17 protein-coding genes are annotated in these 15936 nt (G+C 62.1%); 6 read left to right on the forward strand and 11 right to left on the reverse strand.

The genetic code is table 11. The annotated features are described in order from the left end of the window. Positions 1-28 precede the first annotated feature (28 nt). The 3 genes from FIV39_RS10055 to FIV39_RS10065 all read right to left on the reverse strand — a co-directional run bounded on the left by FIV39_RS10055 (position 29) and on the right by FIV39_RS10065 (position 2516). Positions 29-592, reverse strand: a complete 564-nt coding sequence (locus tag FIV39_RS10055) for a GNAT family N-acetyltransferase (protein WP_090404271.1) — start codon at positions 590-592, stop codon at positions 29-31. A 97-nt stretch (positions 593-689) separates the two neighbouring features. Beyond that, on the reverse strand, positions 690-1439 hold the full coding sequence (locus FIV39_RS10060) for a helix-turn-helix domain-containing protein (protein WP_090404269.1): 750 nt from the start codon (positions 1437-1439) through the stop codon (positions 690-692). Between the two features lie 153 nt (positions 1440-1592). Further along, entirely contained in the window at positions 1593-2516 is a 924-nt protein-coding gene (locus FIV39_RS10065; protein ID WP_090404266.1) for a universal stress protein, read from the reverse strand. A 247-nt stretch (positions 2517-2763) separates the two neighbouring features. Here FIV39_RS10065 and FIV39_RS10070 point away from each other — a divergent pair, with 247 nt between their 5' ends. Together FIV39_RS10070 and FIV39_RS10075 are read left to right on the forward strand one after the other, a co-directional pair. Continuing rightward, entirely contained in the window at positions 2764-3837 is a 1074-nt protein-coding gene (locus FIV39_RS10070; RefSeq protein WP_090404264.1) for an NAD(P)-dependent alcohol dehydrogenase, read from the forward strand. Positions 3838-3874: 37 nt separating this feature from the next. After that, positions 3875-5113: an MgtC/SapB family protein gene (locus FIV39_RS10075; protein ID WP_090404262.1), complete on the forward strand. Its 1239-nt coding sequence runs from the start codon at positions 3875-3877 to the stop codon at positions 5111-5113. A gap of 44 nt (positions 5114-5157) precedes the next feature. On the opposite strand, the gene FIV39_RS10080 is transcribed toward FIV39_RS10075, so the two are convergent. Continuing rightward, the gene (locus FIV39_RS10080; protein WP_244176333.1) at positions 5158-5769 is read right to left on the reverse strand and encodes a hypothetical protein; all 612 of its coding nucleotides are present in this window, start codon (positions 5767-5769) and stop codon (positions 5158-5160) included. A gap of 247 nt (positions 5770-6016) precedes the next feature. Between FIV39_RS10080 and FIV39_RS32975 the strand changes: the two genes are divergently transcribed. Then, entirely contained in the window at positions 6017-6178 is a 162-nt protein-coding gene (locus FIV39_RS32975; RefSeq protein WP_159440126.1) for a hypothetical protein, read from the forward strand. Positions 6179-6246: 68 nt separating this feature from the next. Here FIV39_RS32975 and FIV39_RS10085 read toward each other — a convergent pair whose 3' ends face one another. The 7 genes from FIV39_RS10085 to FIV39_RS10115 are packed head-to-tail and all read right to left on the reverse strand — an operon-like array spanning position 6247 to position 12550. Then, positions 6247-7611 (reverse strand): sensor histidine kinase, encoded by a 1365-nt coding sequence (locus FIV39_RS10085; protein WP_090404261.1) that lies wholly within the window; start codon positions 7609-7611, stop codon positions 6247-6249. Further along, positions 7608-8270, reverse strand: coding sequence for a response regulator (locus FIV39_RS10090; protein WP_090404258.1), 663 nt, complete (start codon positions 8268-8270; stop codon positions 7608-7610). Before FIV39_RS10090 ends, FIV39_RS10085 begins: the two co-directional genes overlap by 4 nt. 26 nt (positions 8271-8296) lie before the next feature. Beyond that, positions 8297-8941 (reverse strand): tetratricopeptide repeat protein, encoded by a 645-nt coding sequence (locus tag FIV39_RS10095; protein ID WP_090404252.1) that lies wholly within the window; start codon positions 8939-8941, stop codon positions 8297-8299. Next, positions 8938-9747 (reverse strand): SDR family oxidoreductase, encoded by an 810-nt coding sequence (locus FIV39_RS10100; protein WP_090404250.1) that lies wholly within the window; start codon positions 9745-9747, stop codon positions 8938-8940. Before FIV39_RS10100 ends, FIV39_RS10095 begins: the two co-directional genes overlap by 4 nt. Continuing rightward, on the reverse strand, positions 9734-10408 hold the full coding sequence (locus tag FIV39_RS10105) for a TenA family transcriptional regulator (RefSeq protein ID WP_090404248.1): 675 nt from the start codon (positions 10406-10408) through the stop codon (positions 9734-9736). Before FIV39_RS10105 ends, FIV39_RS10100 begins: the two co-directional genes overlap by 14 nt. Further along, positions 10405-11883 (reverse strand): AMP-binding protein, encoded by a 1479-nt coding sequence (locus FIV39_RS10110; protein WP_090404246.1) that lies wholly within the window; start codon positions 11881-11883, stop codon positions 10405-10407. Before FIV39_RS10110 ends, FIV39_RS10105 begins: the two co-directional genes overlap by 4 nt. Further along, positions 11873-12550: a thermostable hemolysin gene (locus FIV39_RS10115; RefSeq protein ID WP_090404244.1), complete on the reverse strand. Its 678-nt coding sequence runs from the start codon at positions 12548-12550 to the stop codon at positions 11873-11875. The genes FIV39_RS10110 and FIV39_RS10115 overlap by 11 nt, the downstream gene beginning before the upstream one ends. Positions 12551-12726: 176 nt before the next feature. Between FIV39_RS10115 and FIV39_RS10120 the strand changes: the two genes are divergently transcribed. From FIV39_RS10120 to FIV39_RS10130, 3 genes are all read left to right on the forward strand, one after another. Further along, on the forward strand, positions 12727-13269 hold the full coding sequence (locus tag FIV39_RS10120; RefSeq protein WP_090404242.1) for a cytochrome b: 543 nt from the start codon (positions 12727-12729) through the stop codon (positions 13267-13269). A 164-nt stretch (positions 13270-13433) separates the two neighbouring features. Then, the gene (locus tag FIV39_RS10125) at positions 13434-14966 is read left to right on the forward strand and encodes a sugar ABC transporter ATP-binding protein (protein WP_090404239.1); all 1533 of its coding nucleotides are present in this window, start codon (positions 13434-13436) and stop codon (positions 14964-14966) included. Beyond that, the gene (locus tag FIV39_RS10130; RefSeq protein ID WP_027605811.1) at positions 14959-15936 is read left to right on the forward strand and encodes an ABC transporter permease subunit; all 978 of its coding nucleotides are present in this window, start codon (positions 14959-14961) and stop codon (positions 15934-15936) included. Before FIV39_RS10125 ends, FIV39_RS10130 begins: the two co-directional genes overlap by 8 nt.

Below are 15936 nucleotides of genomic sequence, written 5' to 3' on the forward strand. Positions count from 1 at the left end.
GGACCGCCCTGTCAGCGTGCAGTGCCGCTTAGAGCGCGACGCTGCTGATGACCTGGGTGCTGTCATCCGGGTCGATGACGCTATGGAATCCCAGGGCATGGGTCAGGTCACGCAGCGGGGCGTTGGTCGCCTTGTCAACGGTGTACATGCGCCTGAAGCCATTGGCGCGCGCTGCGGTCATCAGGTGCTGCATCAAAATGCGCCCCAGGCCCAGGTGCTGCCAGGTATCGGCCACGGTGACGGCGCATTCGCATTCATCCGCCGTGGCCGCGGCATAGCGCGCCACGCCGATCTCGATCAGTTGGCCGTTGTCGTGCACCAGGGCGATGAAGGCCAGGCGTTGCTGGTTATCGACATCCATCAATTGATCCATCAGGGGCTTGCCGGGCTCGTTGATTTCGCCCAGGAAGCGCGCGTGCCGCGACTCACGGGACAAGCTCTTGATGAAATTGTATTCACGCTGCCGGTCCTCGGCCGTCAGCGGACGCACCAGCACATGGCGACCGTCATTAAGTTCGTCGATCCAGTGTTCGTGCGCAGTTGCCGCGTAGACGCCTGCGGCTTGCCGGTTTTGCTCTGTGATGGTTGGCATGGTGAACCTCCGAGGTGGGGCGTGAAGCAGCGCCCGGTTGACTCGGTTGTACGCCATTGGTGGCAGGCAAAGCTGATTTGGATCAGATGCAGCGCTGTTACTCGGGCCCCTGCCAATGGCAGCCGGCTATGAATGACTTGAGTTTCGGCATGTCGAGGATCTCGACGTTGCGCCCACTGACGTGCACCAGGCCCTGTTTGCGCAACTGCGCAATACTGCGGCACACCGTTTCCAGTCTCAGCCCCAAGTATGAGCCGATCTCTTCGCGCCGCATGCGCAATACAAAAGTTCGCGGTGAATAACCACGCGTACTCATGCGTAACGATATATTCAATAAAAATGCCGACAGTCGTTCGTCGGCGTTCATATTGCCCATCTGCAATAACATGCCGTGCTCACGTACAATTTCGCGGCTCATGATTTTATTCAAGTTATGTTGCAGCGACGGTATTTGACTGGCCAATCGCTCCAGCTGACTGAAGTGAAGCGGGCACACTTCGCTGTCTTCCAGGGCAATGGCATGGCAGGCATGTTTGTCGGCGCTGATAGCGTCCAGGCCGAGCATTTCCCCGGACATTTGAAACCCGGTGACTTGTTCGCGGCCGTCCATGGACACTATGCAGGTCTTGAAAAAACCGGTACGCACCGCGTACAGCGAGCGCAGGGGATCTGCGGTGCGATACAGCGAGGAGCCTTTTTTGACTTTGAGCCGTTGGGGAATCAGCGTGTCCAGGCGGACCACTTCGGATTCTGTCAGGCCGATGGGCAAGCACAATTCTAAAACACTGCAATTGGCACAGGCTGTTTTTAAATGTTGGACTTGTACAAGAACAGGTGTTGCTTTCATGCCCAATGCCTCTTGCACACCTAATAATCCATTCACTAGACATCTAAATGTCAGGAAAAGATAGCTGCAAGTTTGGCACGGGAAAATAACTGACTACATTCAAGTATCTGCCTCGCTGCAATTACGGCAGCGAGGGTGGCCACCCATGATATTTCAATCCAGCATTTGCGGTTTAACCATCCATACACTGCATGGCATCTTGTACAACAGCGATTCAGCTGTACTACCCAGCAGTCGCGACAGGCCGCGATGACCGACCCGGCCCATGACGATCACATCGACGTTGTAGGCATCGGCATAACTGGACAGCACCTTCGCCGGGTCGCCCAGGATCATATGACGCTGTGCCGGCGGGATGCCGTTGCGCGCCGCCAGCTCGTTGAAGGCCTGGCCCTGTTCGTCGAACAGCCGCTTGGCGGCCGTCGAGGAGAAGAAACCGGCGCCGCTGCCCAACCCGTACTCCTGGGCGCTCAGGTCCGACAGGTCATGGGCATAAAGCACGTCTACCTGCGCATCGCATGCCGTGGCCAGCTTGACGGCTTCGTGCAGGATGCGGTCGTTGAGGTCGTCATAGCTCGGGTCGTGATGAAACGGGTCGACGGCCGCGATGATCTTGCGCGGCAAGGCGTGCTGCGCAGCGCTGACAAAATGCAGCGGCACCGGGCATTCGCGTATCAAGTGCACGTCCAGCGGTGTAAACATCAGCCGTGACAGCAAGGACTCATGTTCCAGAGCCTTGATGACCACCGCCATCGGCTCTTCCCGCAGGCGAACCAGCAGCTCTTGCAGCGGGCGTTCCACCCAGGCCACTTCGGTGGTGACCGTCAGCCCCCGTTTGCGCAAAGGCACGGCCTGCGCTTCCAGCCACTGCTGATGGCGTTCCACGTAGCCAAGGCGCATCTGTTCCAGCGCCTGCTCATTCACCAGCCCGGCCGTGGCCAGGCCTTCCAGATAATCGAAAGCCAGGATGTGCAGGGCAGCGCCTTCGGCTTTTGCCAGGGCGGCCGCCCGGTCGAACGCCGGGCTGCGTTCCATCAGCGGCGAGACCAGCAGCAGGAAACGGGTTTGAGCAGACATGGGGATTCTCCCTTGGGTGACCATTGGCAGCAGATAGCATCTGCGTTGATACCTGCTGTTGATCATGGCCCCGGGCGCCGAGGCCGAGTTGACCTGCATCAAATTGCCTTGAACCGGGGACTGGCAAGCGACGCTCGGTCAGGCGCGTCAAACAATCCGGCGATAGTTGATCATGATCAACTTATACGGTGTCTGCGCGGCGCAGTCTGGGGGCATTCAGGATTCATCTGGCGCAGGAGGTCACACCATGGCAACCATGAGAGCAGCTGTCTTCGTTGAAAAAAACCGTATCGTCCTCGACGACAAACCCATCCCGGAAGTCGGCCCGCTGGACGCCCTGGTGCGGATCACCACCACGACAATTTGCGGCACCGACGTGCATATCCTGCGCGGTGAGTATCCGGTGGCCAAGGGGCTGACCGTGGGCCATGAACCGGTGGGCATTATTGAGCGGTTGGGTTCCCAGGTACGCGGTTTCTTCGAGGGGCAGCGGGTGATTGCCGGGGCCATTACCCCCAGCGGGCAGAGCTTTGCCTGCCTGTGTGGCTGCGGCTCCCAGGACGGCCCCGATACGCGCCACGGTTTTCGCGCAGCCGGAGGCTGGAAATTCGGCAATACCCTTGACGGCTGCCAGGCCGACTACGTGCTGGTTCCCGATGCGCTGGCCAACCTGTGCCCGATCCCCGATGGCTTGAGTGATGAACAGGTACTGATGTGCCCGGACATCATGTCCACCGGCTTTTCCGGCGCCGAGCGGGGCGAGGTGAGCATTGGCGATACGGTGGCGGTGTTCGCCCTCGGGCCGATCGGCCTCTGCGCGGTGGCGGGCGCACGGCTTAAAGGCGCTTCGATGATCATTGGCGTCGACGGGCTCAGCGAACGCATGAATGTCGCCCGGGGCCTGGGGGCTACCCATATCGTTGATTTCAAGAAAGGCAATGTGGTCGAGCAGATCATGGGCCTGACGGATGGGCGCGGGGTGGATGTGGCCATCGAAGCCCTGGGCACCCAGGGTACCTTCGAATCGGCATTGCGCGTGCTGCGCCCTGGTGGACGCTTGTCCAGCCTGGGCGTGTACTCCAGTGACCTGCATATCCCGTATGACGCGTTTGGCGCCGGCCTGGGGGACTACAGCATCGTGTCGACCCTGTGTCCCGGCGGCAAGGAACGCATGCGCCGCTTGATGGCCGTGGTTGCCAGTGGCCGGGTGGACTTGTCGCCGCTGGTGACGCACCGTTTTCAGCTCGACGACATCGAGGCGGCCTATGAACTGTTCGCCCATCAGCGCGACGGCGTCATGAAAGTCGCGATTACCCCGTGAAGGCAGCGTCGGCATTGGTCCGCGCCGGCAGGTACGGATGACTGCTTCCCTTGGAATCGCCGGAGCCGCCGCCGCGCTGGGCATCGGCATGCTGGTGGGGCTTGAGCGCGAGCGCAGCAAGGGGCAGGGTGAGCGTCGTGCCTTTGCCGGTTTACGCACCTATTCAATCACGGCGTTGCTGGGCTACGTCACGCAGCAAGTCGGCGGTGCGCTGCTGCTCGGGTTGGTCGCCGGTTGCCTGGCGATGATTGTCAGTACCGCTTATTGGAAGAGCCAGGACGAAGACCCGGGAATCACCAGTGAAGTCGCGTTGCTCACGGTATTGGTGCTGGGCGCCCTGTGCGGGGTCAGGCCCGAGTTGGCCACGGCAATCGGCGTGGTCATGGTTGGCCTGTTGGCCTATCGCGACAAGCTGCACAACTTTGCCCGCAGCCAATTGACCGAAGCAGAAATGCGCGACGGCCTGCTATTGCTGATTGTGGCGCTGGTGGTCCTGCCGCTGGCGCCGGATCGTTTCATCGGCTCTTATGGCGGGGTGAACCTGCGCACCATCTGCACCTTGACCGTGCTGTTGATGGCGGTAGGGGCGGTGGGGCACGTGGCGGTACGTATGCTGGGGCCCCGCTATGGTTACGTCATCGGCGCCGTGGCCTCGGGCTTCGCTTCCAGTACGGTGACCATTGCCGCCATGGGCAACCTTGTCGCCAAGGAACCGGAGCATCTGCGCACGCTCGCAGCGGCGGCGATTCTCTCGAATATCGCCACGGTGGCCCAGGCCGTACTGATCCTCGGTACCGTGGAGCCGGCGCTGCTGTCGCAGATGATGTGGCCATTACTCGCCGGGTTTGCCACCACTGCGTTGTATGGGGGATGTCTCATGCTTCGCGTGCCACCGGCGCCGGCCGGCCAGGCCATCCGCGTGGGAGGCGCGTTCGACCTCAAGCTGGCACTGATCATGGTTCTGACCCTGACCGGCATCACCTTCCTATCGTCCGTGATGCTTTATTACTTCGGCCAGGTGGGGGTGATGGTAACGGCCACCCTGAGCGGTTTCGCCGACGCTCACGCCACCACCGCATCGATTGCCGCCCTGGTCACCAGCGGCCAGCTCGCGCTCCACGCCGCACCGATCCCGGTGTTGCTGGCGATCAGTTGCAACTCGCTGAGCAAGTGCCTGGTGGCCTGGGTCAGCGGTGGCCGCCGATTTGCGGCCTATGTGATCGCCGGGCAGGTGTTGCTGACCGCCGCGATGTGGTTGGGTGCGCTGGTCAGTTGATCGCCCTAGCAGAGATAAACGACCCGCGCCAGCGCTTACGCACCTCAGCGCAGTCCGAATATGAATTCTTTTTCTGGGCAATGGCTGTTTCGGGTCTTAACGGCCAGGTTGGCATTGCGCAATTCGTTGCAAATTTGCGCGATGTTTTTCGGGGTGACGTAAAGGTTGTTGGAAAACCATAGGTGCTTGGCAGTGGGTAAGTTGTTTAGGGCTCCGCCCGCCTTGAGTATCCGCAAAACGATGGTGGAGCAGTTTTTGCGGAAAAAAACGAAGTGGGCGTTGGTTTTGTTCCTGATTTTGAACCATTCGGCCCGCATGTTCGCCACGTCCAGCCCGGAAACGGTATAGACCAGATGGGGAGGGCTTCCTTCGTCGCTTATGTCTGACTCCAGGAACAGGTTGCGTCCTTGCGGCTGCTTGCCTAACAACTGCGCTCCACTCTCTTCTGGCCACCAACTCACGTAGTTGGTATTGAAATGCTCGATCGCCTCCCTGTCGGCCTGCCGTGCCTCTCTATTTTCATACTTGGAGTAATTGCGCTCTATGTTTTTTCCGATATTTGGGTCGCCGATGTACAAGGCGGCGTGGCCGACGTTTTTCCTGTGCTCAGCAAATACGGGAAACCAGATATAAACGACGGCGCTGGAAAGGGGCATGGTCTTCGATTTTTTCCGCGTGAATGAGGGGCGCACATTCTAGTCAGATCGTCTGTCTTTGCCCCTTACCCTCGGGGCATGGGGTTGTAACCAAATCCATCCTGCGACCCTCTACATTTCACTAAACAGCTTGGTGAAACGTTTCTTCAATGACAAAAATGCCTAAGCAAGCGCTGCGTATGAAAATGTATCTGGATTAGAGTCGGGCTCGCTCAACCACAAAAATAATAAAACCAAGAGCTCAGCCATGAGCCTTGAACCCTTGCTTGAGGTGCAGGGCATCAGCAAAACCTTCAACGGTTTACGCGTGCTCAAGAATGTCGGCCTGAAGGTCTACCCCAGCGTCAACGTCTGCGCCTGTGTGCCGGAGCCCTCGCCGGTGGTGTGCTCGACCGTGGCCATGGCTTGAAACGTGCCAATGATCAGCGCGATGGGGTGATGAAAGTCGCGATTACGCCTTGATAGCCGCAGGGCCGATCACTGCGGAATGTCCAGGCTCGCCCGCAGGCCGCCGGACGCCAGGTTTTCCACGCGTACCTGGCCGCCCAGGCGTTGGGCGATGGTTTGCACGATGGTCAGGCCCAGGCCTGCGCCCTGGGCATTGCCACGGCTGTAGAAACGCTCGAACAGACGCTCCCGTTGATTTTCGTCGATGCCAGGCCCCTGGTCGTCGACGGTCAGGGCGAAACGGTTGGCGGTTTTGCGCAACCCCACCGTGATCACCCCGTGCTCCGGGGAAAAGTTCGCCGCGTTGGTCACCAGGTTGGTCAGGGCGATATTGATCGCGCCGGCATCGGTCGTGACGCGGTACTGGGCATCGTCGACATCGAACACCAGCTCAAGACCTTTGCTCAGCAGCCAGGGTGTCAGTTGAATCAGCGTTTCACGCACCGTGGTCGCCAGGTCGATAGCCTGCACGGCTGGTAGCCCGGCACTGGGTTCCAGGCGTGCCATGGTCAGCAATTGGTTGACCAGGCGGCTGGTGCGGTCGACACCGCTGATCAGGAAGGCCAGGGACTCGCGCCGTTCGGTCTCGGTGCCGGCTTCCAGCAGGTTTTGCGCGTGCACCCGCAATACCGCCAGGGGCGTGCGCATTTCGTGGGCGGCGTCGGCGATAAAGCGCCGCTCGCGGCCGAGCATCTCCTGGATCTGCGCGAGCAGGCGGTTCAACGCCGCCTGCATCGGCTCCAGCTCCATGGGCAAGGGCGTCAGTTGCATCGGCTCCAGTGAGCCGGAATGCCGTGCACGCAAAGTGGCGGCCATATCGGCCAGGGGCTTGAGCCCCCAGCCGATGGCCAACCAGACCATGGCGGCGAGGATCAGGCTGCCCAGCACGTTCGGCCACAGGGTATGCCGCACGATGCGCTGGACCAGGTCGGAGCGCACGTCATCACGCTCGCCGACCCAGATCCGCAGGCCGTTGTCCTTGTCCTTGAGCACGAAGCCACGCCATTGGTGGCCATTGACGTCGTCGATATTGCTGTACCCCGGCTGTGCGGGGGGCGTGGCGAATGAAGGGGCGCTGGCGGTAAACACCAGCAGCTCGCCCTGTGGGTTCCACACCTGGAAGGCGATCTTGCTTTCGTAGGGGTGCCCATCCACCTTGGGCATGGCGTTGCCCAAGGCTTTGTTGAAGGCGCGATACAGATCGGCTTGGTCCTGGCTGGCCAGCGGCATGCTCATGACGCCCTGGAGCAGGCGGGCGTTCTGCGCCAACTGTGCATCGTAGACTTCGGCGATTTCGTGATTGCTGTCATGCAGGTTGAGCACGCTGATCACCAGCAGCCCGGTGAGCAGCAGGCCGATAATCAGGCTCAGGGTGCGGCGCCGAATCGAGGTCACTGGTGCTCCTCCACCAGGTAGCCCACGCCGCGTACGGTGCGGATCAGCTCGCTGGAGAACTTCTTGCGCAAGTGATGGATATGCACTTCCAGGGTGTTACTTTCGGCCTCTTCGTTCCAGCCGTAGAGCAGCTGCATCAGTTGGTCGCGGGTCATCACGCGGCCCGGCGGCGACAGCAATTCGTGCAGCAGTTGATACTCCTTGGGGGTGAGCAGCACCGGTGCGCCGTGGTAACTGACCTGCTGCGTGCTCGGGTCCAGGCAGATGCCCGCGTGTTCGATCATGACCCGTGCCCGGCCGGCGCTGCGGCGCAGCAGGGCACGCAGGCGTGCCTTGAGTTCGGCCAGGTCGAAGGGCTTGATCAGGTAATCGTCGGCGCCGGCGTCCAGCCCGGCGATGCGGTCTTCGGTGGCATCCCGTGCGGTGAGGATCAGCACCGGCAGGTTGGAGCCGCTGTCACGCAGGCGCCGCAGCACCTCCAAACCGTCCATGCGGGGCAGGCCGAGGTCGAGCACCGCCGCGTCAAAGGTTTCGCTCAGCAGCGCATGCAAGGCACTGCTGCCATCCTGCAGCCAGTCGACGGTGTAGCCCTCACGCACCAGCGCCTGGTGAATGCCTTCGCCCAATGCCACGTCATCCTCGATCAGTAAAAGGCGCACGCAGACTCCTTGTCAGTAGAGTGTTGTCAGTTGAGTTTTTTGTTGATGTCGGCCAGCACGCTTTCGATCTCTTTGCGCCGTCCGGCATCGGCGGTTTCCCGGCCCGGCCGTGGTGCGGCCTGCAGGGCTTTTTGCAGGGCATCACGGGCTTCGCCATAGCGTTTTTGCCGGTACAGATGGTCACCCCAGAAGTACAGACTATCAATGCCCGTAGGGTTCAGTTGCAAGGCCTGTTTGAGTAACTGTTCAGCCTTATCCGCATCACCAAAGCCGATTGGCCAGCCCGGGACGCGGTCGTACAGGGCCGCCAGGCTGGTATAGGCCGAACCTTGCAGGGCCTTGGGGTCCAGGGCCAGCGCTTTTTCCAGGTCGACCCTGGCGGCCTTGACCTTGCTTAACGCGCCGAGCCCGCCCTGGGCGCCGGCCCAACTGCTGGTGACGATCCCGGACCAGATCCACGCTTCGGCGGCTTGGGGGCGGTCGTGGGTGAAGGCCGTGGCCTGGGTGGCGAGTTTTTCAAAGGCCTGGGGGCGCTGTTCCTCGGGCAGGTTGTATTGGATGTGCGCCCAGCGTGTCTGGATGTCGTTCAGGCGTTGTTGGTCGACGGCGTCCATCGCCCAGGTGAAGGGGCTCAGGGCGGTGAGCAGCAGCGCGGTAAAGAGTTGTTTCATGGCTTCGGGTCCTTATTCTCAGGTTTGTCGCTCAAGCGGCGTACCAGCGGCAGTTGTTTACGTAAGCTGCGGTCGATCAGGTTCGGCAGCAGGCTGTTGAGGCGCACAAAGAAGCGCTCCGGCCAGCCCAGGTACAGATCGCGACGCTCGTTGGCGATGGCCTGGATCACCGCGGACGCCACGGTGTGCGGGTCGTCGACGTTGGATTTGAGTGCATCGTTCAAGGCCTGCGCCGCCGGACTGTTCATTGGGGTGCGGGTCGCGCGCGGCGCCACATACAGCACGCCGACGCGGGTGTCGGCCAGCTCCCGACGCAGCGCTTCGGAAAACCCGCGCAAGGCAAACTTGCTGGCGCAGTAGGTGGCATAGCCGGGGTACCCGATGGAGCCATAAGTGGAACCGACATTCACCACCATGGCGCTCGGTGCCTGCTTGAGCAGCGGCAGCAGCAACCTGGTCAGGCAGATCGGCGCGGTAATGTTGAGCGCCAGCATGCCGTTGATGTCGTTGTCTTCGAGTTGCTCAAGCATGGCGAAGTGATTGATGCCGGCGGCGTTGATCAGCAGGTTGATGCCGCCGATGGCTTCGGCGGCGGCCAGCACCTTACGGCGGTCGGCGAGGAAGGTCAGGTCGGCACCGACCCAGCAGAGTTGCTCCGGGTAGCGCTCAAGCAAATCCTCCAGCGGTGCGCGGTGACGGGCCACGGCCAGCACCCGCGCACCACTGGCACACAGGGCGGTGGCGATCGCCTGGCCGATACCACCGCTGGCGCCGGTCAGCACCACACGCGTTTCAGACAGGCGCATGGGGTGTCTCCCCGATACGCGGCAGGCTGCGGAACATGTCGGTGTAGAGCGCGTACACGACCTTGGAGGCGCGAATCACGGCGGCCTGGTCGTCGGGGTCGTCCAGGCTGTTCATCAAGCCCCGGTAGGTTTCCATGTGGCCGATGTCCAGGGCCCCATGGGAACTCAGGTAGCTGAATGCAGTTTCCGGCAGTTGCAGGCGCTCACGGATGCTGCCGGCCGCGTGGGTGGCCAGGGCGATGCTGGTGCCTTCCAGCACATTGACCATGCCGAACAGGCCGACCGGGTTGTCACGGGCGATCAGGTCGTAGAGGTAGCTGACCATCAGCTCGATAGGCAAACCGGGGCGCCCGTCACGCACGGCCTCCTTGTCGCCGCCACAGGCAGCAATGTCATCGAGTATCCACTGCTCGTGGCCGTATTCATCCTCGATGTACTCGCAGACCGCCTTGCGCAGCCATTCCAGGCGCGAAGGCAGGCGTGCACCGCAGGCCATCATCAACGGCACGGTATGGCGGACGTGATAGTAGGCCTGGGCCAGGAACGCGCGATAGCTGTCCAGGCTGACCTTGCCCTCCAGGGCGTCGCGGATGATCGGCAGGTTGAACAGCGCCTGGCGTTCGTGTTGGGTGGCTTCTTGCAGCGTGTCGAAAAAATTCACGATGAGGTTTCCTCGTTGAATGAAGGGGCAAAATGGGATTGATAACGGGCGACAATCGCGTCGCGCCGTGGCCGGCCATTGGCGGTGAGTAAGCCATTGGCGGCGGTGAAGGGTTGTGTCAGGCGCGTCCAGCGATGCACCTGGGCGTAGTCGGGCAGGCCGCTGTTGGCCTCGGCCACGGCGGCGGCCAGTTGCGCGTCGGTGCAGTCGGGGCGGTGGGGCCAGAGCAGGGCGTGGTTGTGCGGCAGGGCCTCGCCATAGACGAACGCCTGGGCGATCACACCGCCCTGGGTCAGCTCGGCCTCGACCCAATCCGGGTTGACGTTGCGCCCGTAACTGGTGACGAACTGATGCTTTTTGCGGCCCTTGAGGTAGAGAAAACCGTCCTCGTCAAAGGCGCCGAGATCGCCGCTGGGCCACCATTGCTCGGGCTGGTCGGGCTGGCCCAGATAGCCGAGCAACGTCGAGCCCTTGATCAGCACCTCACCGTCTTCGGCCAGACGGATTTCCACGTGGGGCAGCGGTCGCCCCACACTGCCTGGGCGTTGTGCCTCGGGACGATTGAGGCACACCACCGAGGCGCATTCCGACAGCCCGTAACCTTCGTACACCGACATCCCCAACTGGTGCGCACGTTGCAGCAAGGCCTTGGAAACGCGCGCACCGCCGACGGCGGCAAAGCGCAGGCCTTGGGGGCTGAAGGCCTTTTGTTCGGCGGCGATCACCAGCATCAACAGCAATTGCGGCACCAGGATCAGGCTGTGGGGCTGACGGGCCGCCAGGCAGCCGAGCAATTGTGCGGCGTCCACCGCGCTGGCGCCCTGGATGCCCAGGCTCTTCTGGCTGGGCAAACTCAAGGTGGCGCCGGCGTACAGCGCGGCGTAGCAACCGAGGTTTTCCAGCAAGATCGCGATGGGCAACAGCGCCAGGTGGTGGCGTGGGTCGCTGCTGTGGCTGGCCTGGTACAACTCGCGAGCCACCCGCATCAGGCTGTCGGCGCTCAGGCACACACCTTTGGGCGCGCCGGTGGTGCCGGAGGTGAACGTCACCTTGGCGGTGCCGGCGGGTATCGAAGGGCGGCCTTCAAAGGTGCGGCACCAGAATTCACCGGACGGGTGATAGCCGTTGGCGAGTAACTCATCCTGCAGATGGGGCTCGGCGATCACCCGTTCGGCGTGGCTTTGCTCCAGGCAATGAGCACGTTGGGCCGGGCTGAAGAATGGCGGCAGGGTCAGGCAGGTCAAGCCTTCGAACAGCACCGCCAAATCCCACAGCATGGCCTCGATGCCATTGTCCAGGGCCAGGGCGACCACCTTGACGCCTTCGTCGCGCAAGCGCTCCTGCCGATACGCAACTTCGGCGAACATCTGGGTGTAATCCATTTTCAAGCTGTCGCCCCACAGGGCGATGGCGCCGTCGTTGCGTTCGGCATGGCCGCGCAGTACGGCGTGGAAGCGGCGGGTTTCAGGCGACATGGCTGGCGTCCTCGAGGGTGGTGGGCAACCCCAGGCGTGAGAACAGGCCCATGTTGCGCAAATGGATGAACCCGGCGCGGATATTGCCGACATGCACCCACGGTTGGCTTTCGTAGTAACTGCCCCAGTGATGGCGCTCATCGCCCAAGCGCTGCGGGTCGGCCGCGCACAGGGTGACGGGCTTCAAGCCTAGGCGGTGGAAGCTGTTGACCAGGCCGATATTGCCGGTGAATGCCACCCACTCCAGACCACCCATAGCGAGAAGCCAGGTAATCGCGATGATGCTCAGGCGCGCACTGCCGGTGTCGCTGGCGGCGAGGTTGCCGACTTCGGCGATGGCGCCGCGCTCCACCGCTTGTCCGGCGGCGGCACTGATCAGCGGATCGATGGAGTGGTCCAGGTAACGCTCCAGGAACAACGGCTCGGCACGCGCCAGGCGCACACCGGCAACCGCGCACAGCTCGCCGCTGGCCTGGCTGACGCCAAACAGCTGTGGCATGAAGTGGCGAATATCCGCGCCGTGGGCAATACGAAAACGCTGTTGGATGAAGGCCTCGAAGACGGGCCGCTGCGGGTCTTGGGGCAGGGCGCGGGACAGGCACATCGGTGCACTGTCGTCTGGGCCGAACAGCAGCGGCAAGGGAATGTTCCAATCGATATCGGGCATTGGCGTTACGCCTCCCCAGTGAAGTTGGGAGGAGTATCGGAGGCATTTCTTAACGAAGTCTGAAGGTGGCAAAAGGATATTTTTGCCGATCTTCAGACTGCCTTAAGACTTCGCGGGCAGCGTGGCGCGGTCTTCCCACGGCTGCTTGCGGCCACCACCTGCACAAGGCTCTTTCCATGATTGAAGATCTGGCGACACAGCGCTACACGAAGCTGTCGATGACCCTGCACTGGCTGATGCTGGCGCTGTTTGTCGGCGTGTACGCCTGCATTGAAATCAAAGGCCTGCTGCCTCGCGGCCATGCATTGAAGGGCGTTTTCCTCGGCGGCCACGCACTGTTCGGCATCGGCATTTTCCTGCTGGTCTGGCTGCGCCTGCTGGGACGCCTGGCGCCAAGCCCGGCGATCCTGCCACGCCCACCCGCCTGGCAGACCGCCGTGGCGCACCTGATGCACCTGGCCCTGTATGGCTTGATGATCGTGACGCCGCTGTTGGCCTGGCTGATGCTCAACGCCGCAGGCAAGCCCTTGCCGTATTTCGAGTTTGCCTTGCCGTCGCTGGTGGCGGTGGACCCCGACCTGGCCAAGCAATTCAAGCACTGGCATGAGTGGCTGGGCAGCGCCGGCTATTGGTTGATCGGCCTGCATGCCGCCGCTGGGCTGTTCCACCATTACTGGGTACGCGACAACACCCTGGTACGCATGCTGCCAAAACGTTAGAAATCTAAAAATTGCATTTTTTGCGCTTGATGAAACGTTTCTTCTAGCGACAAACGGACTACGCAAGCGCTTGCGTAAGTAAATGTATCTGATTAGAGTCGGTGGCAATCGGCTCTGATCAAAGAGGGCTGAACGACAAAAATAATAAAACCAGGAGCTCATTGATGAGCCTTGAACCCTTGCTTGAGATGCAGGGCATCAGCAAAACCTTCAACGGTTTGCGCGTGCTCAAGAATGTCGGCCTGAAGGTCTACCCCGGCGAAATCCACGCCTTGATGGGGGAGAATGGCGCCGGCAAATCGACCCTGATGAAAATCCTCTCCGGCGCTTACCAGGCCGATCCCGGCGGTGAAATCCGCATGGCCGGCCAGCCCGTCGCCACCTTTACACCCGCCACCGCCAAAGCCCTCGGCATCGCCGTGATCTACCAGGAATTGAGCCTGTGCCCGAACCTGAGCGTGGCCGAGAACATTTACCTGGGCCGCGAACTGCGCCGTGGCTGGACCATCGACCGCAAGGGCATGCAAGCCGGCTGCGTCGAAGTCCTGCAACGCCTGGGCGCCGAATTCACTCCGGCCACCCAGGTCAGCAGCCTGTCGATTGCCGAGCGCCAGTTGGTGGAAATCGCCCGCGCCTTGCACGCCCACGCCAGGATCCTGGTGATGGACGAACCGACCACGCCGTTATCGTCCCGCGAGACCGACCGCCTGTTTGCGCTGATCAAGCAGCTGCGCAGCCAGGGCCTGGCGATCATCTACATCAGTCATCGCATGGCCGAGATCTATGAACTGTCGGACCGTGTCTCGGTGCTGCGCGACGGCCAATACATCGGCGAGCTGAGCCGCGAGGCGCTGTCGGCCGAAGTCCTCGTGAAAATGATGGTCGGCCGCGATCTGTCCGGCTTCTACAAGAAGGAACATGCCGCCTACGACCCTGGTGCGGTGGTGATGCGCGTGCGTGACATGGCCGATGGCAAGCGCGTGCGCAATTGCAGTTTTGACCTGCATGCCGGCGAAGTGCTGGGCATCGCCGGACTGGTCGGGGCAGGGCGCACCGAGCTGGCGCGGCTGATCTTCGCCGCCGACCCGCGCACCAGCGGCACCCTGGAAGTGGTGGGCAAGACCGTGACCCAACTGCGCAACCCGGCGGATGCGATTCGTGCCGGCGTGGTCTACCTCACCGAAGACCGCAAGGCCCAGGGCCTGTTCCTGGACATGAGCGTGGCCGACAACATCAACGTCTGCGCCTGTGTGCCGGATGCCCGCGCCGGCGGTGTGCTCGACCGTGGCCATGGCTTGAAACGTGCCAATGAAGCAATCAAGTCACTGTCGATTCGCGTGGCGTCGGGCAAGGTCAATGTCGGCGCATTGTCCGGCGGCAACCAGCAGAAGGTCTTGCTGGCGCGGCTGCTGGAGGTCAAGCCCCATGTGCTGATCCTCGACGAACCCACACGCGGCGTGGACATCGGCTCCAAATCCGAGATCTACCGCATCATCAATCAACTGGCGCAGGCCGGCGTGGGCATCGTGGTGATCTCCAGCGAGCTGCCGGAAATCATCGGCACCTGCGACCGGGTGCTGATCATGCGCGAAGGCCAGTTGGTGGCCGAAGTCGGCGGGGCCTCCGGTCACGTCATCTCCCAGGAACGTATTATTGACCTCGCCACCGGTGGCGATCAGGTGGTTGCCCATGGCTGATTCGATGATTGCTACAACAGGCAAGGCAGAACGTGCCCGCGAACTGATGCGCACGGTCGGCATGTTGCCGGTGCTGATATTGCTGCTGGTGGGCTTCGCCCTGGCCAGTGAGAACTTCCTGACCATGCAGAACCTGTCGATCATCACCCAACAGGCCTCGGTCAATGTGGTGCTGGCGGCGGGCATGACCTTTGTGATCCTCACGGCGGGTATCGACCTGTCGGTGGGGGCGATCCTGGCGGCGTCGGCCGTGGTGGCGTTGCAGGCATCGATGTCGCCGCAGTTCGGCATGTTCGGGATTGCTGCCGGTATTGGCTTCGGCCTGCTGCTGGGCCTAGTCAACGGTGGGTTGATTGCGTTCATGCGCCTGCCGCCGTTTATCGTCACCCTCGGCGCACTCACCGCCATGCGCGGCCTGGCGCGCTTGCTGGCCGATGACAAGACCGTGTTCAACCCCGACCTGCCGTTTGCCTTTATCGGCAACGACTCGATCCTCGGCGTGCCCTGGCTGGTGGTGATCGCCGTGGCGGTGGTGGCGCTGTCGTGGTTCATCCTGCGCCGCACGGTGATGGGCGTGCAGATCTATTCGGTGGGTGGCAACCCCGAAGCGGCGCGACTCTCCGGGATCAAGGTGTGGAAGGTGCTGCTGTTCGTCTACGCCATGTCCGGCGCCTTGGCCGGGCTGGGCGCGGTGATGAGCGCCTCGCGCCTGTTCGCCGCCAACGGCCTGCAACTGGGGCAATCCTATGAGCTGGATGCGATTGCCGCGGTGATCCTCGGCGGTACCAGTTTTACCGGCGGCGTCGGCACCATCGGCGGCACGCTGATCGGTGCGCTGATCATCGCGGTGCTCACCAACGGCCTGGTGCTGCTGGGGGTATCGGACATCTGGCAATACATCATCAAGGGCATTGTGATCATCGGCGCGGTCGCGCTGGATCGCTATCGCCAGTCCGGTGCGCGGACCTGA

This window comes from Pseudomonas grimontii, from assembly GCF_007858185.1.
GTDB lineage: Bacteria > Pseudomonadota > Gammaproteobacteria > Pseudomonadales > Pseudomonadaceae > Aquipseudomonas > Aquipseudomonas grimontii.

What these genes read in the sequence shown, in the direction of transcription:
- FIV39_RS10055 (WP_090404271.1), bottom strand. Translation starts at nt 592, where the DNA reads ATGCCAACCATCACAGAGCAAAACCGGCAAGCCGCAGGCGTCTACGCG.
- FIV39_RS10060 (WP_090404269.1), bottom strand. Translation starts at nt 1,439, where the DNA reads ATGAAAGCAACACCTGTTCTTGTACAAGTCCAACATTTAAAAACAGCC.
- FIV39_RS10065 (WP_090404266.1), bottom strand. Translation starts at nt 2,516, where the DNA reads ATGTCTGCTCAAACCCGTTTCCTGCTGCTGGTCTCGCCGCTGATGGAA.
- FIV39_RS10070 (WP_090404264.1), top strand. Translation starts at nt 2,764, where the DNA reads ATGGCAACCATGAGAGCAGCTGTCTTCGTTGAAAAAAACCGTATCGTC.
- FIV39_RS10075 (WP_090404262.1), top strand. Translation starts at nt 3,875, where the DNA reads ATGACTGCTTCCCTTGGAATCGCCGGAGCCGCCGCCGCGCTGGGCATC.
- FIV39_RS10080 (WP_244176333.1), bottom strand. Translation starts at nt 5,769, where the DNA reads ATGCCCCTTTCCAGCGCCGTCGTTTATATCTGGTTTCCCGTATTTGCT.
- FIV39_RS32975 (WP_159440126.1), top strand. Translation starts at nt 6,017, where the DNA reads ATGAGCCTTGAACCCTTGCTTGAGGTGCAGGGCATCAGCAAAACCTTC.
- FIV39_RS10095 (WP_090404252.1), bottom strand. Translation starts at nt 8,941, where the DNA reads ATGAAACAACTCTTTACCGCGCTGCTGCTCACCGCCCTGAGCCCCTTC.
- FIV39_RS10100 (WP_090404250.1), bottom strand. Translation starts at nt 9,747, where the DNA reads ATGCGCCTGTCTGAAACGCGTGTGGTGCTGACCGGCGCCAGCGGTGGT.
- FIV39_RS10110 (WP_090404246.1), bottom strand. Translation starts at nt 11,883, where the DNA reads ATGTCGCCTGAAACCCGCCGCTTCCACGCCGTACTGCGCGGCCATGCC.
- FIV39_RS10115 (WP_090404244.1), bottom strand. Translation starts at nt 12,550, where the DNA reads ATGCCCGATATCGATTGGAACATTCCCTTGCCGCTGCTGTTCGGCCCA.
- FIV39_RS10120 (WP_090404242.1), top strand. Translation starts at nt 12,727, where the DNA reads ATGATTGAAGATCTGGCGACACAGCGCTACACGAAGCTGTCGATGACC.
- FIV39_RS10125 (WP_090404239.1), top strand. Translation starts at nt 13,434, where the DNA reads ATGAGCCTTGAACCCTTGCTTGAGATGCAGGGCATCAGCAAAACCTTC.
- FIV39_RS10130 (WP_027605811.1), top strand. Translation starts at nt 14,959, where the DNA reads ATGGCTGATTCGATGATTGCTACAACAGGCAAGGCAGAACGTGCCCGC.